Annotated in this window: 22 protein-coding genes and 6 pseudogenes; 20 read left to right on the top strand and 8 right to left on the bottom strand. The window is 66.1% G+C overall.

Going from position 1 to position 21,189, the window contains the following annotated elements; translation table 11 throughout:
• The first annotated feature begins 8 nt into the window (after positions 1-8).
• Complete coding sequence (locus tag MSM1_RS17910) at positions 9-335, top strand: hypothetical protein (RefSeq protein ID WP_374101739.1); 327 nt, start codon at positions 9-11, stop codon at positions 333-335.
• A 54-nt stretch (positions 336-389) separates the two neighbouring features.
• Positions 390-737: an LppA family lipoprotein gene (locus MSM1_RS17905; protein WP_307857429.1), complete on the top strand. Its 348-nt coding sequence runs from the start codon at positions 390-392 to the stop codon at positions 735-737.
• Between the two features lie 224 nt (positions 738-961).
• Here MSM1_RS17905 and MSM1_RS17900 read toward each other — a convergent pair.
• Positions 962-2,277: pseudogene (locus MSM1_RS17900) on the bottom strand (ISL3 family transposase).
• Positions 2,278-2,352: 75 nt separating this feature from the next.
• Between MSM1_RS17900 and MSM1_RS23080 the strand changes: the two are divergent.
• The 3 genes and pseudogenes from MSM1_RS23080 to MSM1_RS17885 all read left to right on the top strand — a co-directional run.
• Positions 2,353-2,580 (top strand): LppA family lipoprotein, encoded by a 228-nt coding sequence (locus MSM1_RS23080; RefSeq protein ID WP_213445707.1) that lies wholly within the window; start codon positions 2,353-2,355, stop codon positions 2,578-2,580.
• Positions 2,581-2,674: 94 nt separating this feature from the next.
• Positions 2,675-3,106: a lipase family protein gene (locus MSM1_RS17890; RefSeq protein ID WP_213444967.1), complete on the top strand. Its 432-nt coding sequence runs from the start codon at positions 2,675-2,677 to the stop codon at positions 3,104-3,106.
• A gap of 76 nt (positions 3,107-3,182) precedes the next feature.
• Positions 3,183-3,386, top strand: a pseudogene (locus tag MSM1_RS17885) (SDR family NAD(P)-dependent oxidoreductase); the annotation flags it as partial.
• Positions 3,387-3,761: 375 nt separating this feature from the next.
• Here MSM1_RS17885 and MSM1_RS17880 read toward each other — a convergent pair.
• The gene (locus MSM1_RS17880; protein WP_213444965.1) at positions 3,762-4,352 is read right to left on the bottom strand and encodes a transposase; all 591 of its coding nucleotides are present in this window, start codon (positions 4,350-4,352) and stop codon (positions 3,762-3,764) included.
• Positions 4,353-4,451: 99 nt separating this feature from the next.
• On the opposite strand from MSM1_RS17880, the gene MSM1_RS17875 reads away from it, so the two are divergent.
• Both MSM1_RS17875 and MSM1_RS17870 read left to right on the top strand, forming a co-directional pair.
• Positions 4,452-5,417: a hypothetical protein gene (locus tag MSM1_RS17875; RefSeq protein WP_213444963.1), complete on the top strand. Its 966-nt coding sequence runs from the start codon at positions 4,452-4,454 to the stop codon at positions 5,415-5,417.
• 333 nt (positions 5,418-5,750) lie between these two features.
• Positions 5,751-6,536 (top strand): transposase, encoded by a 786-nt coding sequence (locus tag MSM1_RS17870; RefSeq protein WP_213444961.1) that lies wholly within the window; start codon positions 5,751-5,753, stop codon positions 6,534-6,536.
• Here the strand turns inward: MSM1_RS17870 and MSM1_RS17865 are convergent.
• The 3 genes from MSM1_RS17865 to MSM1_RS17855 are packed head-to-tail and all read right to left on the bottom strand — an operon-like array spanning position 6,501 to position 8,417.
• Entirely contained in the window at positions 6,501-7,796 is a 1,296-nt protein-coding gene (locus MSM1_RS17865) for a tyrosine-type recombinase/integrase (protein ID WP_213444959.1), read from the bottom strand. The two genes, MSM1_RS17870 and MSM1_RS17865, sit on opposite strands and share 36 nt — an antisense overlap.
• Before the next feature lie 50 nt (positions 7,797-7,846).
• Positions 7,847-8,116, bottom strand: coding sequence for a type II toxin-antitoxin system RelE/ParE family toxin (locus tag MSM1_RS17860; RefSeq protein ID WP_213444957.1), 270 nt, complete (start codon positions 8,114-8,116; stop codon positions 7,847-7,849).
• 19 nt (positions 8,117-8,135) lie between these two features.
• Positions 8,136-8,417: a type II toxin-antitoxin system Phd/YefM family antitoxin gene (locus tag MSM1_RS17855; RefSeq protein ID WP_213444603.1), complete on the bottom strand. Its 282-nt coding sequence runs from the start codon at positions 8,415-8,417 to the stop codon at positions 8,136-8,138.
• A 346-nt stretch (positions 8,418-8,763) separates the two neighbouring features.
• On the opposite strand from MSM1_RS17855, the pseudogene MSM1_RS17850 reads away from it, so the two are divergent.
• The 6 genes and pseudogenes from MSM1_RS17850 to MSM1_RS22115 all read left to right on the top strand — a co-directional run.
• Positions 8,764-9,576: pseudogene (locus tag MSM1_RS17850) on the top strand (serine/threonine-protein kinase); the annotation flags it as partial.
• Positions 9,577-10,023: 447 nt separating this feature from the next.
• Positions 10,024-10,281: a DUF732 domain-containing protein gene (locus tag MSM1_RS23075; RefSeq protein ID WP_213445705.1), complete on the top strand. Its 258-nt coding sequence runs from the start codon at positions 10,024-10,026 to the stop codon at positions 10,279-10,281.
• Between the two features lie 338 nt (positions 10,282-10,619).
• Positions 10,620-11,963 (top strand): ISL3 family transposase, encoded by a 1,344-nt coding sequence (locus tag MSM1_RS17840; RefSeq protein ID WP_213444953.1) that lies wholly within the window; start codon positions 10,620-10,622, stop codon positions 11,961-11,963.
• Between the two features lie 621 nt (positions 11,964-12,584).
• The gene (locus MSM1_RS22120; protein ID WP_236056857.1) at positions 12,585-12,908 is read left to right on the top strand and encodes a helix-turn-helix domain-containing protein; all 324 of its coding nucleotides are present in this window, start codon (positions 12,585-12,587) and stop codon (positions 12,906-12,908) included.
• Between the two features lie 8 nt (positions 12,909-12,916).
• The gene (locus MSM1_RS17835; RefSeq protein ID WP_307857428.1) at positions 12,917-13,966 is read left to right on the top strand and encodes a DDE-type integrase/transposase/recombinase; all 1,050 of its coding nucleotides are present in this window, start codon (positions 12,917-12,919) and stop codon (positions 13,964-13,966) included.
• A 212-nt stretch (positions 13,967-14,178) separates the two neighbouring features.
• A pseudogene (locus MSM1_RS22115) lies at positions 14,179-14,268 on the top strand (hypothetical protein); the annotation flags it as partial.
• A gap of 45 nt (positions 14,269-14,313) precedes the next feature.
• Here the strand turns inward: MSM1_RS22115 and MSM1_RS17830 are convergent.
• Positions 14,314-14,820: pseudogene (locus MSM1_RS17830) on the bottom strand (hypothetical protein); the annotation flags it as partial.
• A gap of 166 nt (positions 14,821-14,986) precedes the next feature.
• Here MSM1_RS17830 and MSM1_RS17825 point away from each other — a divergent pair.
• The 3 genes from MSM1_RS17825 to MSM1_RS17815 are packed head-to-tail and all read left to right on the top strand — an operon-like array spanning position 14,987 to position 17,692.
• A complete protein-coding gene (locus MSM1_RS17825; protein WP_213444950.1) occupies positions 14,987-15,358 on the top strand; it encodes a hypothetical protein in 372 nt (123 codons plus the stop codon).
• A gap of 1 nt (position 15,359) precedes the next feature.
• Positions 15,360-15,989: an IS607 family transposase gene (locus MSM1_RS17820; protein WP_213444948.1), complete on the top strand. Its 630-nt coding sequence runs from the start codon at positions 15,360-15,362 to the stop codon at positions 15,987-15,989.
• Complete coding sequence (locus MSM1_RS17815) at positions 15,986-17,692, top strand: hypothetical protein (protein ID WP_213444946.1); 1,707 nt, start codon at positions 15,986-15,988, stop codon at positions 17,690-17,692. The genes MSM1_RS17820 and MSM1_RS17815 overlap by 4 nt, the downstream gene beginning before the upstream one ends.
• A gap of 2 nt (positions 17,693-17,694) precedes the next feature.
• On the opposite strand, the pseudogene MSM1_RS22110 reads toward MSM1_RS17815, so the two are convergent.
• Both MSM1_RS22110 and MSM1_RS17810 read right to left on the bottom strand, forming a co-directional pair.
• A pseudogene (locus MSM1_RS22110) lies at positions 17,695-17,841 on the bottom strand (hypothetical protein); the annotation flags it as partial.
• Between the two features lie 53 nt (positions 17,842-17,894).
• A complete protein-coding gene (locus tag MSM1_RS17810) occupies positions 17,895-18,107 on the bottom strand; it encodes a hypothetical protein (RefSeq protein ID WP_213444944.1) in 213 nt (70 codons plus the stop codon).
• Here MSM1_RS17810 and MSM1_RS17805 point away from each other — a divergent pair.
• From MSM1_RS17805 to MSM1_RS17790, 4 genes are all read left to right on the top strand, one after another.
• A complete protein-coding gene (locus tag MSM1_RS17805) occupies positions 18,097-18,360 on the top strand; it encodes a hypothetical protein (protein WP_213444942.1) in 264 nt (87 codons plus the stop codon). The two genes, MSM1_RS17810 and MSM1_RS17805, sit on opposite strands and share 11 nt — an antisense overlap.
• Positions 18,361-18,431: 71 nt before the next feature.
• Positions 18,432-19,370 carry a hypothetical protein gene (locus MSM1_RS17800; protein WP_213444940.1) on the top strand — a complete coding sequence of 313 codons (939 nt, stop codon included), beginning with the start codon at positions 18,432-18,434 and terminating at the stop codon, positions 19,368-19,370.
• Positions 19,371-19,967: 597 nt separating this feature from the next.
• Positions 19,968-20,357, top strand: coding sequence for a hypothetical protein (locus tag MSM1_RS17795; RefSeq protein ID WP_213445703.1), 390 nt, complete (start codon positions 19,968-19,970; stop codon positions 20,355-20,357).
• Positions 20,358-20,458: 101 nt separating this feature from the next.
• Positions 20,459-21,127 (top strand): arsenate reductase ArsC, encoded by a 669-nt coding sequence (locus tag MSM1_RS17790; protein WP_213444938.1) that lies wholly within the window; start codon positions 20,459-20,461, stop codon positions 21,125-21,127.
• Positions 21,128-21,189: the final 62 nt, after the last annotated feature.

Raw genomic sequence — 21,189 nt, 5'->3', positions numbered from 1 at the left:
TGTTCACTATGGAAACCCCCGACGACCCGATCCAGTGGACCTACGACGGCCCGCGCATCGCCCACGGTGTGGCCCCGTTCCTGCCACCGCCGTTTAACACCATCGCCGAAGGCATCCTAGGCGGCGCGGACGCCACCGGGGCTGGGCATTTCGACCCGAACCCGGCCACCAACCCCAACTTCACCCACCTCGCCACCGGCCCCAGTCTCGCGCCCGACGGCCGTCACCTCGAAGGCGCGCACGGCCACAGCGATTACCCCCGCTTCCCCGACGACGGAGGCACACGCACCACCAACTATTGCCGCTGTCCTCGCCGGTACCGCCCCGATTGTTGACAAATGAAACACAACCAAATGCGAAAGCCGCCGAACCGACGACATTGCGGACTTGTGCTCGCCGCCATCGTCGCCACGGCACTGACCACGGCAGGATGCCACGTGAAACAACCCTACGAACCCACCCCACCCACCGATGCGGCGAAGGCCCTGGAAGTACTCAAAACGCTGCCCTCGCTTGAAGACACGACGTCCCAAGTGGACGCGGCGATGAACGAAATCACCAGCGCCGCAAGCAAGCTTATCCCGGGGATAATCTGGGAAACCGCCGACAACGCGGACACCGGCAACTGCCAGCAGCCCTACGAGCAAACTGATGGGAAAGACTACTTCCTGCCGAATCGCGTCGCCAACCATGTCACGTTGTCCGAGCAAAATTGGGCAAAAATTCGGCCCTCCTGACGTATCCGTGGGTGGATGGGGCCGATTCGGGGCCGTGATCTGATGGTTGAATTCGTTTGTGCTCGCTTCCGCGATAGTTGCCTGTAGCGCTGCCCGGGTGGGAGGTGTCCATGTGGAGCCCCCGAGCGCAGCGAGGCGGAACGACATGGACACCGACGAGCGGGTAGCGCAGAATCGGCGACGTCTGAGAGGGGAAACCCGAGGGGTGCCCTGGTGGAGGGGTGTTAGCCGCGGCCGGGCAGGGTGGGGCGGTGGCCGCCGAGGGCGAGCATGGCCAGGGCGATGAGTGCTTCCGGGGAGCGGAATCCGAACGCAATCCGGGTCAGGAGTCGGATCTTGGTGTTGGTGGATTCGATCAATCCTTGGGACAGGCCGTGGTCGAGGGCGGCGTCGATGGCCTCGCGGTGGCGTTTGATGCGGCCGGCCAGCTCGACGAAGACCGGGATGCGGCAGCGCCGCGCCCAGGAGATCCACTTGTCGAGGGCGTCTTTGCCGTCCTGGCCTTTGACCGAAAACACATGCCGCAGTTGAGCAGGTACGCGCGGTAGAGCCGGGTGTCGGTCTTGGCGATCCAGGCCAGTTTGGCGCTCTGGCGTTCGGTGAGGTCTTCGGGGTTTTTCCACAGCGCATAGCGGGCGGCTTTGAGCCGCCGTGCTCGTTCATGACCCGGCCGCGGCGCGGTGTTCCTGCTGGGCCGACCACGGCCCCACTTGGCCTCGCCGCGCGCGATCGCTCGCGCGTCGTTCCAGGCCCGGCGCCGCTCGGCATCCAGCGCCTCGGTGGCCCAGGCCAGCACATGAAACGGATCCGCGCAGCGGATCGCGCCCGGGCAGCGCTCGGCGACCACATCGGCAATCCAGTCCGCCGCATCGGCGGACACATGGGTGATCAGCGCGCAGCGCTCAGCTCCGAGGGCGTCGAAGAAGCACCGCAGGGTGGCGGTGTCGCGGCCCGGGGCGGCCCACACCAGCCGGCCGCTGTCGTGGTCAACCACCACCGTGAGCTACTTGTGGTGACGCTTGTAGGAGATCTCATCGATGCCGATCCGGCGCAGGTCCGCAAACCGGTCGATCCTCTTCTCCGTGTCGGCCCACACCCTCGCCACGATCGCCCCTACGGTGCGCCAGGCGACCCGCATCAACTCGCACACCGCGGTTTTCGAACACGCCACCGCCAGCCAGGCCACCGTGTCATCAAAGGCCAAAGTGTGCCCGGCATGGTGGCGCGCCCACGGCACCGCCACCACCGTAGGCCCATGGGCGGGGCAGTTCACCCGCGGCGCATCGGCCTCCAGCACCACCTGCATCGTGCCCCAATCCAGGCCCCGCCACCGGCGCCGACCCTCACCCCGGTCATACCAGGGCGCCCTGCGACCGCAGCGGCCACAACGGCGCGAAACACCACTTCGCGGACGCACCCGCGCCACCACCAGCGTGTCGCCGTCGGCGTCTTCCTGCCCGAACTGCTCGAACTCGATGTCTTCGATCACGGTGCGCTGGTCGACACCCAGCAGCGCACGCCATAGCCTCACATTGCGCACGTCGTTGTTGGCTCCTTTGGTTCCTGACCTTCCACAAGCCAGAAACCTTAAGCCACAACGACGTGCGCCCCTTCCATCAACAACCGGCCCACGGAAGCGTCAGAAGAGCCAAAAATTCTAGAGGCGGCCAAAGAGGCTGCGGCGAAATTAGATGCTACCGAAAGCCAAGTCATGCAAGACAAGCCAGGCGATCACGACGTCAGGCTCTACGGTCCAGCGCGGATATCTATCGGGATCGGGTTCCAGAAGAGCCTGGTTGTCACTGGTTACACCGGCTGCCGATTACCCCGCGACAAGAAATAACATCTCAACTAAACCCGCGGGGCGAATCGGGTAGCCGCTGGGATAGATGAGGGTAGCTTTGTGACTTGTCAGCAACCTTTCGTTTCCCCGTCCGGTGAGCTCCGTAACGATTTGCGGGCACAGCCTGGGAGGCGCCCTTGCGACGCTGCTGGCCCTCGACGTGGCGGCCAATACGGGCTTTAGCGACCCGGCGGTATACACCTACGGCAGTCCGCGCACCGGGGATCCGCTGTTCGCAAGCACCTTCGACCAGGTGGTCACGAACTCGTATCGGATCGCGAATCGCCTAGACATCGTCCCGGCGTTGCCCCCTCCCCCGAACTACGAACATGTGCTCAAGCCATACGAGCTAAACCCGATCCGATTACTGCCGCCTCCGCCAAAGACCCTGGTCGCGTTCACCCCCGGATGCGAACACTCGCTCGTAACGTACCTGCATCTGTTGTCGCTTCAATCCGGCGGCCCGGTGATACCGCTCGAATCCGCTTGCCAGCCTTCGGCAACAAAGCAAGGGCCCGTCGATTGACGTGGCCGACGACATCAAGGCGTTCGGGGTTGCCCGCAGCCCCGTCTCCGCCGCTACGCATGAAGGAGTGAGACCCATGGCCACCAATCTCGTTGTCCCCGTCCCCAATCTGTCTGGAAAGTTGGCGGTCGTCACCGGAGCCAACAGCGGCCTCGGGTTCGGGTTGGCGCGTCGGCTGGCCGCGGCCGGCGCCGACGTTGTGATGGCGATCCGCAATCGCAGCAAGGGTGAGGCGGCGATCGACCAGATCCGCGCGGCGGTTCCCGCCGCTAAACTTAGTGGGACTCCTCGCTGAAGATCATGCGATGCGGCCCCTGGTTGACGTCGAACTCGATGACGCTGTCGCCCGAATGAAGGCAGGGATGGGTCGTGGCCGCGGCAGATTGCTGGGATAGCCGCCGAGGTAATTTTGTGCGCTCTGACCCTGGTTTTTCAGCCGGCCTGTGATGATCTTGTTTTCGGTGGCCGGGGCGGTGGTGGCTGCGCTGTTGGGATGCGCTGATGGGGGTTGGAAGCTGTTGGGTGATGGCGTAATTGGGGGTGGGCACGGCCGCGGGGCTGTGGTGACCGGTTTTAGGGATAGGTCGATCGCGGTGTGGCGGTGGAGGGTGGAGATGGGGTGCGAGGTGTGCGTTGACGGGCCGGTTCGCGGCGGTCAACCGAAGGCCGGTAGCGCCCGGATGTGTGGTAGCGCGGTGGCGAACGCCTCCACGTGGGGGTAGGCGGCAGCAAAACGCAGGTGCAGGCGTCGGCCGTGACGCACCAGCCGGGCGGCGACGTTGAGAAATGCCAGGCGTAGTCGTTTTCCCCGCGCTCGACGCACCGCGCGGGGCAACGCCAGGGCGCGCAACCAGCACCCGATGTTGTGGGCCAGCGCGGCGGCCTGCCAGTACAGCCAGTTACCGAAGAACGATCGCGCCGGGGCGTGGATCATCCCCAAGTCGTTTTTGAGCGCCCGGATGGTGTCTTCGGGGATGCCGCCGCGCAGCCGGTGATGCGCCTCGACCTCGGCGGCGCTGAGCCGCTCGGCGGGCACGTTGGTGATGATCGCGTGCAGCCGCCAGCCATCCAGGTCATCGAAGGCCAGCTGCTCACCGGGCTGTTTGGGTTGGCGGCGCACGATCAGCCGCACACGCCGTCCCAGCACCGTGGTGGTGGTCTCGGCGATCTGGCTGCCCTTGTCGGTCTCCTGCCCTTTTGCCGGGGCCCATACGGTGTGCGGGTCGATGGCCAGCGCGTGGATCACGGCCGCGACCGGCTTGTACTGTGCAGGTCGGTGGGTGACGCGGGGACTGGCTCGCTTCAGGTGACCTCGTTGTCGTGGATACCTCGTACGCTTCGGTCTATGACCGAGGATGACAGCGGCGACAACGACGCGACCACCACCAGCTATCGGTCCCCGTTCGGAACCGAGGTCGACATGCGCGAGTCCCATCTGGCCGCGCTGCCCGGCAAGGTCTACCACGAGTGGTTTGAGTCCCTGAACCGCGCATCACAGGTGTTCAGCGGGAACACCGAGGAGCTGATGAAGCACCTGACGAAGTTCGTCGGCACCAGTGTTCACGTCAGCGAGCTTCCCGATGGCTTCGACGTGGAGGCGAACCGCCTGCTGCACAACTACCTGGCCTCGCTGGCGACGCTGCGGGATGTCCAGCGAATGGTGCACCGGAAGCTGTGGCCGGAGCGACACGCGCCAGACAGCGATACCGACAGGCGGACAACGTGGGAAGTCCGCGTCTGGGAGCCGAAGGTCACGGAGGCGTTCGGTGACGACTCGATCAAGTTCCTGATCGATCTGCGCAACTTCTCCTTGCACTACTCAATCCCGCCAGTTCGCGTGGGCACGACAAAGCGCCGGTCTAGCGGCAGGCCTTTGGAGCAGGGTAATCAGGTGCTCGTGGACCGCGCGGAACTGCTCAAGTGGAGCGGCTGGAAGGGGGCCTCGCGCAGGTACATCGAGTCCCATGACGGTGACATCGAGTTCCTGCCCGTCGTCGCGGCCTACTCGACCAAGGTCCGCGAGTTCTTCGGATGGTTCTGGGAACAAGTCATCGGCGTCAGGAAGGTTCGCATCGACCTTGCCGAGTACATCGGCAAGTCGAAGGAGTATTGGCTGTGGCGGCACGTCGAAGGAACCTGGGGACGCTACGGGCCGGACGGGCGAAGTGTCCAACGCCCGCGTCTCGCGGCCGCACGGCTGGAGCGTGCCGACTACGGGACTAGCGGTTGGAGGCTCATCACCGTCGGCGGGGATGGTGGGGCGACTGTAGGTGAAAGCGACTGGCCACCGCTGCCGCCCGGTCCGCGCTGAGAGACGACGCACAGTGTTCGGGCCAGCGGGCCACCAGTGGGCCAAGACAGGCGAGCGCAGCCCGGTACGTGCCGGACAAAACGGACGAAACACCCTGGTCAATGTGGACAGGCGAGTACGTGCCAACACCACCCGGACAGGCCCAGCGATGCGGGCGGGGTCGTGTCCCTGCGGCGGTGTAAAAGGGTGCGGACGTAGGTTCCCTCCAAGACGGGAAGTCTGAGGAAAGGAACCCACGTCCGTGTCGAAGAGGATATCGCCTGCGCAGCGGTTGCAGGCAGAGATTGATGGGGTGTTCGCCGGTGGTGAGGATTTTCGCGTGCAGTCGAGCGGGTGGCCCAGTTGGGCGCGCAGCTACTGCTGCAGTGCGCGTTGGAGGCCGAGGTGAGCGCGTTTTTGGGCCGGGATCGCTACCAGCGGGCCGCTACCAGCGAGGATCCGCGGGCTGGGATGCGTAACGGGTATTGCCCGACCACGGTCAAAACGACCGCCGGCCCGATCACGCTGCACCGGCCGAAGGTGCGCGGCACCACCGAGCGGTTCGCCAGCCAGTTGTTCGGCACGGGGGTGACCAAGACCAACGCGCTGGAGTCGCTGGTGATCGCCGGGTTCGTGCGCGGGTTGTCGACCCGCGACGTGGAGGCCACCTTGGTCGAGGCGCTCGGCGAGGGCGCGGCGGTGTCGAAGTCGACGGTGTCGCGGGTCTGTGAGGACATCAAGACCCAGTTCGAGTCCTGGAGCCGTCGGCGCCTCGACGAGGTGGAGCTGGACTACCTGTTTTTGGACGGCAGCCATTTCACGTACCACGCCAACGCCTCGGCCGAGCCGGTGCTCGCGGCGTGGGGCATCGACACCGACGGCAAACCGGTGTTCGTCGGGCTGGAGGCCGCCTGCAGCGAGTCCGGGGATGCCTGGGAGGGGTTTTTGCGCGGGCTCGGCGAGCGCGGGCTGGCCTGCCCGCTGCTGGTGATCAGCGACGGCGCACCCGGGTTGATCGGCGCGGTGGAGCGCACCATAGGTGCCGCGCTGCGCCAGCGGTGTCTGGTGCATCGCGCCAGAATTAACCGGCCCTCGCGGCCGGAGTCAAGAAGGCAGATCGGTCGAGTGATGGCGGCGTAGTCGTTGGAGGTGTTGATCGAGATTGGCCGCGACGCGCTGATGCCGGGCGGCCTCGTCGTCCCAGCCGCGGGCGTGGGCATCGGCTTGCAGGGCGCGGATGTCGTCGAGTTGCGCGCTGATCGTCGTGGTGGCCGCTGGGTCGGGGACGAAGAAGTCGCACTGTTCGCAGATGTTGGCGTAGGGGCAAGGCCCGGCGGCTTTGGGCCGGGCGCAAAAGCCGTGCGCGAGCCGGGTTTTGAGCATCTCGGCGTGCAGCCAGGCGACCTTGTCAGGTACTGGCGGTGCGGCGTTGACGGCGGTCAGTGGCAGCAGTTGACCGGCGCGGACCTTGTCCATCGCCGCCTGGTAGGCACTGCGGATGGTCGGGGTGGTGAGCTTGGCGTAGCGCAACGTCATCTCCGGGGTGACGTGGCCCATGAGCGCCATCAGCGCGGGTAACCCGATACCGCCGTTGATCAGGCTGGTGCCGAAGGTGTGCCGCAGCTGGTGTGGGGTGACGTGCAGCAGCTGCCCGTCGCGGCCGCACAGCCCGGCGGCGGCGACGGCATCGAGCAGGCCCTTGCGCAGCCGCAATGACGTTGGCCGACGGCCGTGTTCGAGGAATAAGAACTCAGTTAGCCGGCCGCCGCGGGGGTGAGGCAGCGCACGCTGGCGGCCCCGTTGGGCGATCCAGGCATCGATCACCTGCACGGTGTCCGGCTCCAGCGGCACCATGGGTTCGGAGTTGCCCTTGCCGACCGGCACTCGCAGCCAGGTGCCATGCCCGGCGAAGTCCAGCAGGCAGTCCAGTTCCAGGTCGAGCAGTTCGCCGAGGCGCATGCCGGTGGCGCGTAGCAGCAGCAGGCCGGTACGCACGAGTGCGTCATCGAGGTTGGCGACGGCCGTCGTCAGCGCCCGGTCGACGTCTGGGGTCAGGGCTCGGGGCAGCGCGTCGGGGGTGCGTGGGATGTCGGCGTAGAACAGCAGCCGCCGCGGCGGGGCCGACGGCCAGCTCCAGCCGGCGATGTCTTCGAAGAAGCAGCGCAGGTCGACCACGTCTTGGTGGAACGCGACCACGCCGATGGTGCGGCGCTGGCGGTTCTTGCCGCGCCACGGCCGGGCCCGCGCCCACGCCAGATACGGCTCAATATGGCGGGTCCGTTCGATCTCCTGCAGCCGGGTCACCTCGGGGTGGTGCTCAGCGAGGTAGTCGAAGAACACCAGCGCCGATCCGAGAGAATGGCGCCGGCGACGCGCCCGGAATCGCCTCGACCACGCCACAAAGCCCGCTTACGCTCGCACATCATGACCGAATTCTTACTAACGATCACTCACTTGCAACGGCGCCGGTAGATGTCGGCGCGGTGGTCGACGCGGTGAACCCAGATCGTCTGTGCCTCTTCGTCGATGCGGTAGAGGAGGCGGTAGGGGCCGCGGCGGGCGCTGTGGTAGCCGGCGAGCTCGCCGCGGAGCGGCTTGCCAACCCGGCGCGGTTCGCGAGCGAGGTCGCCGAAGGCGAATTCGATCACTGCTGCGAGGATTCGCCGCGGTACCTTGTCGAGGTCGCGTTTGGCTGAGGCCGTGAACCGGGTCGTGTACATACGATCCGAGTCGGCCACCTCAGCGTGACCGCCGCGGGACCTGGTACTCGGCTCGGATCTCATCTTCGCCGTAGGTCCGACCGGCTGCGACGTCGGCCTCGGACTGTCGTACCGACTCCACGACACCAGGCTGGGACAGCCAATGCAACGTCTCCTGAATGGATTCCCATTCCTCGACGCCGATCAGGACTGCGGCGGGCGCTCCGTTTTTGGTGATGGTGATCTGGTCGCGGGTGTCGCGTACCGCCTCGATGTACTCGTTGATCTTGGCCTTGACTTGAGTAACAGGTATGACTCGCATAGCACTATAGTACCGTAGTCAGGTCTGTTAATAACCTTAATTCGGTGCCGATAACGCTCAACTCACAGTTGGCATAGATGACCGAATTCTTGGCCGCAAGCTTCGGGTTGTCCGTTCCAGGTTTAGTTGGCACTTTTCCCGATAATCGTGACAGCCTACGGCGTGTCGCCCAAAGTCCCGGATATAGGTGGCATGCCTTTCGATTGGTGTTTCGCTCGGGGTTCGGTTGAGATCTTGGAGGCTTGATAGTCGGCTCGTGTGGATGTTGTGGGTGCCGGACTGCCTCACGGTGTGGTGGGGTCGGTTAGTAGCCCACGGTCGCGTGCCACGGCGGTAGTATTCGCCCATGTCAGTGGCGGTTGGCACGACCATCGCGGGGTATACAATCCTGCGGCTACTCGGTTCTGGCGGGATGGCCGACGTCTATCTTGCTCAGCACCCCAGGTTGCCGCGGCGCGACGCGCTAAAAGTCATCTCCGAGGCGGTAACAGCGGACACTGACTTCCGCGAGAGGTTTCACCGCGAAGCCGACCTGGCCGCGACACTATGGCACCCGAACATTGTCGGGGTGCATGACCGCGGCGAGTTCGAGGGCCACCTGTGGATCTCGATGGACTACGTCGAGGGCACCGACGCCGCGCAACTGGTCAAAAACCACTACCCGGCCGGGACGCCGATAAGCGACGTGTGCGCCATCGTCACCGCCGTCGCTGACGCGCTCGACTACGCCCACCACCGTGGCCTGTTGCATCGCGATGTCAAGCCCGCCAACATCTTGCTCACCGAGCCTGAGGACGGTAAGCGACGAATCCTGCTGGCCGACTTCGGCATTGCGCGACCACTCGCTGACATTAGTGGACTTACCGCGACCAATTTCACCGTGGGAACGGTGGCCTACGCCGCACCTGAGCAGTTGATGGGCGCGGACATCGACGGGCGCGCGGACCAGTACGCGCTGGCCGCCACCGCGTTTCATCTCCTCACGGGCGCACCGCCGTATCAGCATTCCAACCCAGTGGCAGTCATCAGCCAACACCTCAACGCAGCACTGCCAAAGCTCAGTGATCGGCGCCCGGAGTTGGCGTACCTCGCTCAGGTGTTGTCAATAGCGTTGGCCAAGGACCCCGCCGACCGGTTCGACCGGTGCTGCGACTTTGCCACCAAGCTCAGTGAGCGGGCCGCCGGCGACGCGGAAAGTGATCGTCCCACCGAGGCTGGCGTCACCGTCGCCGCCCGCACCGCGGGATCCGCGCAGGCGGAACGACACAGCGCGAAACCACCGTCGACGACCACGAAGTCCCCGCCGCGCCCTGAGGAAAGCCCGCCATCGGGCACCGAGCCAGCCGTGGCAAAGAAGCAGCGCAGGCGGCGTCGCCCAATCCTCGTCGGGGCGGCGATAGCGGTGGTGGTGTTCGCCGCCGTTGGTGCGACCCTCTACGTGGTCGAGCGGGAGAATCACGCAACCACTACCCCGCCAACCGGAACCTCGGCTCCAGTGGCCGCGCCACCGCCGTCTATCGTCCCGGCTTCAACACCTACGGTCACAGTGACGGCTACGCCTACACGCACGCGGCCGACCACAACGTAAGCGACCAGCCCCGCCGAGCTGGATCAGCGGTACCTCAACGAAATCAGCGCCCTGTGGGGCGGGACGCCTGGTAACCCCGATGCCACCATTCGTAACGGCCACCGCGCCTGTGAACTGCTGGCGCAGAACCCCGAGCCGTCCGCGGCCACCCGGACGCTACTGGCGGAACAGACGGCAGCGGGCGCGGCGGGGAATGGGGCAATAGATCCCGAGACGGAGTGGGCGCGGACCAGCGCTGTCGTGGTAGCCGCCTCCGAGGTGTACTGCCCACAGTAGTTTTCGTTACTTGACGATATCCTTTGTGGCACAGCGAAGTACAACCTGCTCGATGGCCAGCCGAGTGGCGTAGGTTGGTTGCCAAGCGCCTGGCAAACCGGGGTCACCCGCCCAACGAAGGCAAGCCCAATGAGTGACCTACCCACCGTCGAGGCGATGACTGAACTCTCGGCGCCGGCGCTGGCGAAAGCGACTACCGAGGTGCCCAGGTGATTCTCCCGCATATTTGGCTCTTCTGACGCTTCCGTGGGCCGGTTGTTGATGGAAGGGGCGCACGTCGTTGTGGCTTAAGGTTTCTGGCTTGTGGAAGGTCAGGAACCAAAGGAGCCAACAACGACGTGCGCAATGTGAGGCTATGGCGTGCGCTGCTGGGTGTCGACCAGCGCACCGTGATCGAAGACATCGAGTTCGAGGAGTTCGGGCAGGAAGACGCCGACGGCGACACGCTGGTGGTGGCGCGGGTGCGGCCGCGAAGTGGTGTTTCGCGCCGTTGTGGCCGCTGCGGTCGCAGGGCGCCCTGGTATGACCGGGGTGAGGGTCGGCGCCGGTGGCGGGGCCTGGATTGGGGCACGATGCAGGTGGTGCTGGAGGCCGATGCGCCGCGGGTGAACTGCCCCGCCCATGGGCCTACGGTGGTGGCGGTGCCGTGGGCGCGCCACCATGCCGGGCACACTTTGGCCTTTGATGACACGGTGGCCTGGCTGGCGGTGGCGTGTTCGAAAACCGCGGTGTGCGAGTTGATGCGGGTCGCCTGGCGCACCGTAGGGGCGATCGTGGCGAGGGTGTGGGCCGACACGGAGAAGAGGATCGACCGGTTTGCGGGTCTGCGTCGGATCGGCATCGATGAGATCTCCTACAAGCGTCACCACAAGTACCTCACGGTGGTGGTTGACCACGACAGCGGCCGGCTGGTGTGGGCCGCCCCGGGCCGCGACACCAAGACGCTGCGGCGGTTTTTCGACGCTCTGGGCGCCCAGCGGTGCGCGCAGATCACCCATGTGTCCGCCGATGCGGCGGAGTGGATTGCCGACGTGGTCGCCGAGCGCTGCCCGGACGCGATCCGCTGCGCAGATCCGTTTCATGTGCTGGCCTGGGCCACCGAGGCGCTGGATGCCGAGCGGCGCCGGGCCTGGAACGACGCGCGAGCGATCGCGCGCGGCGAGGCCAAATGGGGCCGTGGTCGCCCCGGCAGGAACACCGCACCGCGGCCGGGTCATGAACGGGCACGGCGGCTCAAAGCCGCCCGCTATGCGCTGTGGAAAAACCCCGAAGACCTCACCGAACGCCAAACCGCCAAACTGGCCTGGATCGCCAAGACCGACACCCGGCTCTACCGCGCGTACCTGCTCAAAGAGGGCCTGCGGCATGTGTTTTCGGTCAAAGGCCAGGACGGCAAAGACGCCCTCGACAAGTGGATCTCCTGGGCGCGGCGCTGCCGCATCCCGGTCTTCGTCGAGCTGGCCCACCGCATCAAACGCCACCGCGAGGCCATCGACGCCGCCCTCGACCACGGCCTGTCCCAAGGATTGATCGAATCCACCAACACCAAGATCCGCCTGCTCACCCGCATCGCATTCGGATTCCACAACCCCGCCGCGCTGATCGCCCTGGCCATGCTCGCCCTCGGCGGGCACCGACCCGCCCTGCCCGGCCGCGCCAAACACCCACGGATCAGTCAGTAGGGCCACAAATTTGGGCAAATGTTATCGCGCCGACTCGGACGGTGCTTACGCTGTAGGAGTCAAACAACGAGGTTTGGCGGAGGGCACCATGAAATGCAAAATTGCCCTATGTATAGCTGCGGCGGCCGGAGCCATGGTCACGTATGCCGCAGACATAGCGGCTAACCCGCCTGCGAGCCACGCTGACCCTCCTGGGCCAGTCTGTAACGCACCGGGGCTGCCGCCGTGTGCTGGTCCTGGGCCACTTACGCCTGAGCAGCAGTGCGGCTTGGTCGCGTGGATGACTTGGATGCCCTGTAACTGGTGGGGTATGCAAGTACCCGCCGGCACGCCAGGCAGCCTCTAATCACCCGGAACAACCACCTCCGGTCACAGCACCCCAATTGGCGAACGGGTCCGTGTGAAAAAGCCATAAGATTCCGTGACCGTTGGGACCGCACGCGACGGATAAGTTGGAGCCTGGCCCGCCTGCTGCGCCTCCACCGCGCGGCGCCAGCGCGACCGCTCAGCCCGGCGCTCGAACGGCACAGTGGTGGTTTGCGTCTGACTTCCCCGCAGAGATCGGGGTGAGAAATTACCCAAGGCTGGCGGTCTTCTCGGGTGATCCGAGAGGAGCTGTTCATGCCCGATCCCAAATGTCGTCGTCGTCCGTCGAGGCTGTCGGCGGAGACGAAGTGGGAGATTTTCTTGCAGGTCACCGCCGGGGAGATCAGCCAGGCCGAGGCTGCGCGCAAGTGGCACGTCGATGTGTCGACGGTGATCGCGATCCGGCGCACCGTCAAGGACGCCGCTCTTGCCGCGCTGGCCCGCAAGCCGGGGCGTCCTGGTGCGCAACGCGATTGGCAACTCGAAGCCGCCCGAACCGAGATCGCGCAGCTGACCGAGGCGGTCAAGGCCCAGGCCATCGAGTTGGCGGTCGTGGGGGGAAAATCCGGTTGGGGCTGAGCGGGCCGGTGCCGGCGCGGGTCCCCGCCGAGGTCAAGGAGCTAGTCCTCAAAACTGTCGACGACGCGGTCGCGGCCGGTTTCGCCCACACCTGGGCGTGCTCGCTGTGGCAGGTCTCCGACTCCCGGGTGCACCGGTGGCGGGCACGCCGTCGCGATGAGGGCACCCTGGTCGATCGGGCGCCGGGCGGGCATCCGGTGCACGCGCTGGTGCCCGAGGAGATCGCCGCGATCCTCGACATCACCGAGCGCTGGGGCACCATTGACCGCAGCCATCGCAAGCTCGCCCACCGCGGCTCCTACCAGGGCGTCGTGTGGGTGTCGCCGTCGAGCTTCCGGCGGGTACTGGTCGAGCACGGCCTGTCGCTGCCGCAGCCGGCGCCGCGCGGCCGATCCGAGAAGAAGCCGTGGCCAGACTGGCTGGTGTGGGCGCCGAACCGGATCTGGATCTGGGACGCGACGCATTTCACCCGCGCCCGCAGGGTCTGCTTCGCGGTGGTGGACGTGGTGTCGCGCAAGTGGATCGACACCCTGGTCTCGGTCGAGGAGACCGCCACCCAGGTCAAGGTGCTCTTCGAGCACGCGCTGCAGCTCGAGGGCCTGCTGGAGCTGCTCACTGACGAACGCCTCGACCTGGACCCCGACGACCCGCGCCGCCCGATCCTGCTCGCCGTCAGCGACAACGGGCCGCCGATGACCGCCCGCGACACCCGCGCGTTCATGGCGCTGATGGCCATCGCCCAACACCATGGCCGCCCGCACACGCCTACCGATCAGGCGTGGATCGAGTCGTTCTTCGGCCACATCAAGGGCGAGTGGCCGCACCTGGAGACCATCACCGACCCGTCCCTGCTGGAAGCCGAACTCGCAAGAGTGCGAACGGAATACAATTCCGTGGGGCTGTACGAGGCGATCGGTTACGTGACCCCCGACGACGAGCACACAGGGCGCGGCGAAACCATCCGGCAAGCCCGCCGCGACGGACTCGAACGTGCCCGGCAACGGCGACTCGACTACCATCGGCACACCAGCACCACCCCCACCGGGGAGATGCCATGAGTTGGGTAATTTCTCACGCCATCTCTGCGGTTAAGTCAGAAACGCCTCACCCGCTCGTCGGTGTCCATGTCGTTCCGCCTCGCTGCGCTCGGGGGCTCCACATGGACACCTCCCACCCAGGCAGCGCTACAGGCAACTATCGCGGAAGGGAGCACAAACGAATTCAACCATCAGATCACGGCCCCGAATCGGCCCCATCCACCCACGGATACGTCAGGAGGGCCGGTTTTATGCAGGGTCTCAAGCAGAAGCTCGGACCAGGTGTCGACGTGCGGATGAAGCTGGTGGAGTGGAACCGGTGAGCGTTAATGCCCAACCTGTGGGGGTAGCTTACGGATGTGCAACCAACCTGCCGTCGCCGCGTCGGCCAAGACGTGGTTTACCAGCCCTTGATCGATGAGGTTGCCGGAGAAATCGGTGTGCCGCACTGTCGGGCCGATGGGCTGGTAGCCGGCGGCTGCGTTGACGAGGGTGATGCTGGTCCCGCTGCCGCCGAAATCACAGACGGCGATGATCCCGCGGGCCGGCACGCCAGGATCGACGTGCAGCGCGACCAGCGCCGCCGTAGCGTCCGGTAGCAGCGACAACCGGCTGCGCGACCATTCGGACACCCGGCTCAGCGCCCCGCGTAACGCGTCCACCGCTGCCGGTCCCCAGTGGGCGGGATAGGTCACCGCCACCACCTGCGGCACCGCTCGCCCACCGGTGGCGCTGTAAGCAAGTGCGCGCAACGCGAGGGCAACCAGTGCCTCGCCGCGATGCGTCGAACCGTCGGACGCCTCGATACCGGCCGGGTCACCCACCCGGTCCACAAAGTCGGTGATCACCAGGCCCGGTTCGTCGATCCGCGGGTTGAGAACAGCTGGTGATTTTGTTGGCCGGTAGCGGTCGGGCCGGTTGTTGTCGGACTTGTTTGAGAGTATGTGACTGCCGGACTCTCGCCGGTCTGGGTTCGGATGGTTTTGTTGGTCATTATTGGCCACGTTGGTGGTACGTTCGATGCGTGATGGAGGAAATGCGATGAGCGCGAAGGTTGTCGTCAGCGCCTCGCTGTCCAGCAGCTATGACAAGCGGTATGTCGTCGTCGACGAGGCGACCGGTGAGGTGCTCGATGATGCTCAGGGCTACGGATACAAGACCGCGCAAAACGCGCACCGCGCACACTCCTTTAAGTCGATGTCGGCGAAGAAGAAGCGCGAGCGCGCCGCGGCGAAACGACGTGTGCAGCGTTGGTGTGGGCAGCGCCCAGAATTCGTGCAGCACCTCGAACAGGCGGCGTTCTACGCGATCAAGGACGGCGAGAACGTCACCGCAGCGGATGTGCGGGCGATGCTGGCCGAAGATGGCCTCGAATTGCCTTTTCCGGTCGAAGACCTGATGAGGCATTGGTGACATGGCTCATCGTGGCCCTGATGATTATGTGTCGGCGACCGCGGCGGCCTACCGGTTGGGGGTGTCGACGCGTACGTTGCGCCGCTACACCCAACAGGGCCGGTTGCCCGATGCCCGCAGTGCTGGTGGGCGACGGATCTTCCGGGTCGGCGACCTCGATGCCCTCACGCGTAAACCTCCAACAGGCACGGCTGTTGGGTACGCGCGGGTGTCGTCGCGGCGGCAGCAGGCCGAAGGTGGCCTCGATCGGCAGGTCGCGCGACTACAGGAACATGGCATCGATTTGATCGTGTTTGCCGATGTCGCGTCCGGGCTGTCGGACCGCCGGGCGGGGCTGGGTAAAGCGTTGAGCGAGTGCATGAAACCTGGTGTGGATCGGCTGGTGGTGGAGCATCCTGATCGGTTGGCGCGGTTCGGGGTCGGGGTGATCGAACACTTGTTGGCCGGCTATGGGGTGTCGGTGGTCTACATCGGCCGGCCTGAGAATGAGTCGGCTGAATCAGAGCTGGCGCGCGACATGCTGGCCATCGTGACCAGCTTCGCCGGCCGACTGTACGGGCAGCGCTCAGCGAAGACGAAGCGGCTACGGGCCGCGGTGTCAGCTGAAACCGAATCCGGTGATGCGGCATGACCGATCGTGAGTTGCGCGCGTGGCGCGGGGTGAAGCCGGTCGCTGCACCGGTGGGCGTGGCGATCAGCACCCGGGTGCGCACGACATCGCAGGACGATCAGGTGTTAGAGCGTGTGGCTGAGCATCTAGGCCGGTTGCGGCGCGCTGATCTTGCTGTGGTGTCTCGGCCCGGGCCGGTCGACGCGGCGCTGAACGCCGGCGAGCGGCGACAGCTGCGTCGGGATCGGTTGAATGCCCGCAAGAAAGGGTTGACTGCGGCGTCGTCGGCGCGGTGGGCTAATGCGATCATCGCCGCCAATGATGATCGGGTCCGCCGGGCCCGCGATGCCCAGTACCGCCATGGGGCGGGGTTACGGGCGGCGATCGCCACCATCGAGGCGCGTCTAGCGGCGCCGACCGCGGACATGCTGTCCGTCGCTGAGCGTAAGGCCCGCCGAAAAGCCAAGGCCGCCAGAGGGTATGCCAACCAAGCTGAACGTTTCCAGAAGCAACGTAGGCTGCGGCATCTACGGGGCGAGCTGGCCCGGGCGCAACAGGACCGCGCTGACGGTGTGGCGCATGTGGTGGAGGGCGGTAAACGCCTGGCTGCGACGCGCCATCACCTCGACAAGGCCGGTCTGACCGAAGCCCAGTGGCGCCGGCGGTGGCAGGCATCCCGGTGGCGAATCAGGGCGAACGGCTCGCCCGATGAACCGTTCGGGAATCTCACGATCACAGTGACCCCGGCCGGGCAGGTCAGTATCCGGTTGCCGAAACCGTTGGAACACTTCGCGAACGCCCCACGAGGCCGTTACGTCCTCTCCGGCCGCGCGGTGTTCGCGCACCGCGGCGGTGAATGGGTCCAGCGGATCATCGGCGCTAACTCGGTGTCCTACGCGATCAGCCGCAAACCCGGCAGGGCTGGGGTGTATCTCACCGCGGCGTGGGCGATCCCGTCTGTGCCGTACTGGGTAGGCCGCGACAATTGCGCAGTCGGCGACGACGTCTACGCCATCGGGTCGGTGGTGGGAGTGGATCTCAACGATGGGCACCTGGCGGTGCGCCGGCTGGACGCCCACGGCAACCCCGTGGGTGCGCCCAGGCGGATCGACATCGACCTCACCGGGTCGGCGTCGCGGCGTGACGCCCAGGTCCGCCACGCCATCACCGCGCTGATCAAGTACACGCGCCGCCACGGTGTTGCGACGATCGCGGTGGAGGACCTCGACTTCGCCGACGCCAGGATGAGCGGGCGGGAAACTATGGGCCGCGGCGCACGCGGGAAACGGTTCCGCCACACCGTGATATCACGCATCCCGACCGCGGTCTTCCGTACCCGGCTGACCGGTATGGCCGCGGCCGCCGGCATCCAACTGCTGGCAGTCAACCCGGCTTACAGCAGCATTTGGGGCGCCCAACACTGGCAGCGCCCCTACCCCAACGTCACCCGACACCAGGCAGCAGCCACCGTGATCGGGCGTCGCGCCCAAGGCTTTTCAGCCCGGCGGCGGGAAGGTGTGACACCACAGCGACCAGAGGATCATGTGGTGAGAGCTACCAACCAGGCCGGGCCCGACAGCCGACAGGTGACCACCGGTAGCCGCCACCGACCAAGGACGCGAGGAACCGAATCTCGCCCACCTTGCCGGAACGTACGCGGTGATCCGGGCCGGGCAACCGTTACCCCGGCACAGTTGGCCAACAACGACCAACTACGTTTGTAACGGTTCTCCGACGGCACACCGACTTCGGGGGGCCGCTGCCGATACAGGGTCAGCACGGACCGGCGGATGACGGCGCGCTCGGCGGTCACCGCCGCCAGGTGGGTGGCACCGATCGACAGGCCGATCACGAGCCTTGCGTCATCTGCCATTGCGCTCGGCCCACGCCCCCAAATTCATGCATTTGCTCCTCCCGCACGTGTTCCTACAGCACGCGACCGGCAACCCACCGACCACCCGCAACGCGACAGCTGGCGGCCCCCACCACGGTATCCGGCGCAGGGCCGTCGTCGACCAGCAGCGACACATACCAACGCCGTTCGGTCTCGACACGGTAGACGTCGTCGTGGTGCCCGATGGCCCGCTCGGGTGCCGTGGGTGCGGCGTTCGGGCCATACTCGGTGGATATGGCCTTCAAAGTGTGGCTTCGCGGCGCCGATCACCCGCTCGACCGCGGGGATGATGACATCTACGAATTCCTGCCCGGGGGTGTGCTGGCGGTTCGCTACGAGACCGCGGGGCGCTGGTCGGACTACTACCCGCCGACCTCCTGGGAGCACCTCGCGGCCGAGCCTAACCACCGACCCGGCGAACCGTTGGATCGGGCCAGCGGCCCGGACGCCGACCAGCGCGATCGGAGGACATCCCGTCCCGTGACCGATCCGGACTGACCGGCCGCCGGCTGCGGGCTTGCTTGCGCAAAGCGCCCCACTGTGCTGTGCGGTTTGCGTACCCTCCACGCATGAGCGAGTCCGCCGGCGACCCGGCACGTCAGATCATGCAGCTGGCTTCCTATCGAAAATGTGTGCAGCGTATCCGATCGGCGTGGCCAGGGTTCGTCGCCCGACGACGTGAGCGACTTCAACAAGGCTTGTCTGGCGCGCCGGTTGAAAAAATCGCGGAGAACATCCTGGAGGACTTGTTCACGATCGTCCTGGACTGGTCTCTGGCGGATGTCAACCTTCAGGTCGGACGGGCGGATGTGGTGCTCTCCGCGCTAGGGATCAAGCGGCTGGTGCTCGAGGTGAAACGGCCCGGCTCGCTGACCTGGCGCCGAGCAGCGGTGGACGCGGCCTTGGAGCAGGCGCGCCGCTACGCCGCCAGCCAGCGAGTCGGCGCGGTCGCGGTCAGCGACGCGACCATGCTGTACGCAGCCGATGTCGTCGACGGCGGGCTGCGCGATCGTGCCCTGGTGACACTTGACACGGAGCATGCTCCTGAGGCCCTGTGGTGGGTATCGGTTCACGGCATCTACCGGCCGTGCTCATTCGCGGCGGCCGATCTTGATTCCGGCCCCCGTCACGACACCATGAGCGTGCGCGAGGTCGACGGCGACGCGTTGCTGCATCCCAAGCACGGACTGGGCATGCGCTGCTTCGCGTACGTCGGCGCCGCCGACGACACGCGCACCTGGAAATTGCCGTACCGCTTGGCGGATGGAACGCCCGACGCCAAGCGCCTCCCGAAGGCGATCCAGTGCATCTTGAGCAACTATCGAGGTGCCCAGGTCGACATTCCTCGGGCGGCGGTCGCGGACGTGCTGGTGCGGCTCGGGATCGCCGCGGCAACGCTCCGGAAGATGCCATGCCAAACGGCGTCGACGGCTGACGTGTACCACATGGCTCACCAGGCCCTCGAACAGGTGAATCGGCTATCCGACGTTGGCTGCTGCGGCCCGTGAGCCAGCTGCGCGGCGGCGCAACCTCAACGGCTGTCCCACCAGCAGGCAACCATTAGCCGCCGTGGAGGCGCTGCCAGCCCGGTTGCTGTCACCTGGGCGCCGCCGGCCCGACAGCCGGGAATCGGGCGGCGGCGGTTCGACAACCACCTGGGGTCCACGATGAGTCAACGCCAGTGCGATCGCAAGCGAAATCATTTGTGGGCCAGCGCTTCCAGCCGAAAGGTCGCTCCTGCTCCAGAGAGTGCCGAGCGGCGCGATGTCACCATTTCCATCCGGTTCGGCCACGTGCCGCGCCGTCCGTGCGGCCGCACGCTATTGGACCGGCACCGGGATCCCGGCCGTGACGTGTGGCCGGGTCGACGACGCCATCCGCCCTCGGCGAACGGGCCGCCCGCGAAGTGATGGCCAGCCTGCACCCGAATCGGTCGGACCGCGGCACCCCGGCTGGCCAAGCACCGACCACCACGCGCATTGACGATTCGGTGCAAGCCCGGTAGTTCGCAGAATTTCATTCAAGCCTTATATTCAGCCCGGCCGGGCATGCCGAAACGCGTGAAGGGGAAGCCCGTGAAGACGTGGACGCTCAGCGTTGTGGTGATGGCGGCGGCGGTGGCCCTTGCGCCCGCGGCCCGAGCGGGCATGCAGATCGGCAACTACGCTCTAGAGACCAACAGGGATCCGGGCCACTCCTGGATCTGGGTGATCAGACCCTGCTCTCCGGAATGTGTCCACGTGCAGGCGGTGCCGCAGCCCAACGGGCAAGCAGCCCCCTATGACGCCGACGCGCAACTGGCCGGCGGTCGCTACACCATGAGCGTCGATGTGCCCGACGGGGTGCGCTGCGTCGTCTACTTCCTTCCCTCCCATGACACCTACACCTGGGACGCGGTGACGCTGGCCGGCTCGGTGGAATCCAGCTACGACGCGGGGTGTGGCGGCGCGCCCGGAGGGACCAACACCTACCCGTTCCAGCTCGTACGGTGGTAGCTCACCTTGCTCGCCGCTCGAGTTGACGAGCGGATCGGCTGCGGTGACCATTGACCTAATGGCGGCGAACCTGCGGCCCTTCGACCACGAAAAGCCCGGCGATGACGTATAAACCCGATACCGAGCCCGGGCTTCATATTGAGTTGTCCCTTGACCAGCGCCGGGCGCTCAAAGCCGCCGCCGCGCGCTTGCACACCGAATTCGCCGGCACCTTCGATGCGCAGACCATTGAACGGTTCGTGTACTCCTCCTACGACAAGGTCGCCGCCAGCGCGACCGTCTACGACTTTTTGGCGCTGCTGGCGGAGCGCTTCACCCGGCAGCGACTTCGCGCCCTGGCCAAGGTGGAGGGCAAATCACGCGACGGCAAGCCCGTGGTGTTGTTCCTGTGCAACCACAATGCGGGCCGATCCCAAATGGCGATGGCTTTTTTCAACTACCTCACCGGCGGCGAGGCGGTGGCGTGGTCTGCCGGTTCGCGGCCCCAGGGTGCGGTGGACCCCGCGGTCGTCGCCGTGATGGCGGAGCGCGGCATCGACATCACCGGCGAATTCCCCAAACCGTGGACCGATGAGATCGTTCAAGCTGCCGATCTGATCGCGACCATGGGCTGCGGCGACGCCCCAACCGGGCCCGGCCTTCACTACCAGGACTGGGTCATCGACGACCCAGACGGCAAAGACGCCGCGGAGCTGCGGGCCATCCGCGATGAAATCGAGCGTCAAGTGCGCGGACTGATCGCCGAATTGGGGCTCCCCTGCCGCGCCTGAACGGGCTACTGGCCATTTCTTTCGGGTTCCTGTGCTTAGATTCGCTCGCCAGTTGATTTCGG

This window comes from Mycobacterium sp. SM1, from assembly GCF_018361265.1.
In the GTDB taxonomy this organism is placed as follows: domain Bacteria; phylum Actinomycetota; class Actinomycetes; order Mycobacteriales; family Mycobacteriaceae; genus Mycobacterium.
The sequence above is the reverse complement of the archived record's forward strand: the minus strand, read 5'-3'. Positions and strand labels throughout refer to the sequence as shown.

What these genes read in the sequence shown, in the direction of transcription:
- MSM1_RS17855 (WP_213444603.1), bottom strand. Translation starts at nt 8,417, where the DNA reads ATGCGAGTCATACCTGTTACTCAAGTCAAGGCCAAGATCAACGAGTAC.
- MSM1_RS17875 (WP_213444963.1), top strand. Translation starts at nt 4,452, where the DNA reads ATGACCGAGGATGACAGCGGCGACAACGACGCGACCACCACCAGCTAT.
- MSM1_RS17795 (WP_213445703.1), top strand. Translation starts at nt 19,968, where the DNA reads ATGGCGGCGGCGGTGGCCCTTGCGCCCGCGGCCCGAGCGGGCATGCAG.
- MSM1_RS17790 (WP_213444938.1), top strand. Translation starts at nt 20,459, where the DNA reads ATGACGTATAAACCCGATACCGAGCCCGGGCTTCATATTGAGTTGTCC.
- MSM1_RS17805 (WP_213444942.1), top strand. Translation starts at nt 18,097, where the DNA reads ATGGCCTTCAAAGTGTGGCTTCGCGGCGCCGATCACCCGCTCGACCGC.
- MSM1_RS17815 (WP_213444946.1), top strand. Translation starts at nt 15,986, where the DNA reads ATGACCGATCGTGAGTTGCGCGCGTGGCGCGGGGTGAAGCCGGTCGCT.
- MSM1_RS22120 (WP_236056857.1), top strand. Translation starts at nt 12,585, where the DNA reads ATGCCCGATCCCAAATGTCGTCGTCGTCCGTCGAGGCTGTCGGCGGAG.
- MSM1_RS17825 (WP_213444950.1), top strand. Translation starts at nt 14,987, where the DNA reads ATGAGCGCGAAGGTTGTCGTCAGCGCCTCGCTGTCCAGCAGCTATGAC.
- MSM1_RS17910 (WP_374101739.1), top strand. Translation starts at nt 9, where the DNA reads ATGGAAACCCCCGACGACCCGATCCAGTGGACCTACGACGGCCCGCGC.
- MSM1_RS17820 (WP_213444948.1), top strand. Translation starts at nt 15,360, where the DNA reads ATGGCTCATCGTGGCCCTGATGATTATGTGTCGGCGACCGCGGCGGCC.
- MSM1_RS17800 (WP_213444940.1), top strand. Translation starts at nt 18,432, where the DNA reads ATGAGCGAGTCCGCCGGCGACCCGGCACGTCAGATCATGCAGCTGGCT.
- MSM1_RS17860 (WP_213444957.1), bottom strand. Translation starts at nt 8,116, where the DNA reads ATGTACACGACCCGGTTCACGGCCTCAGCCAAACGCGACCTCGACAAG.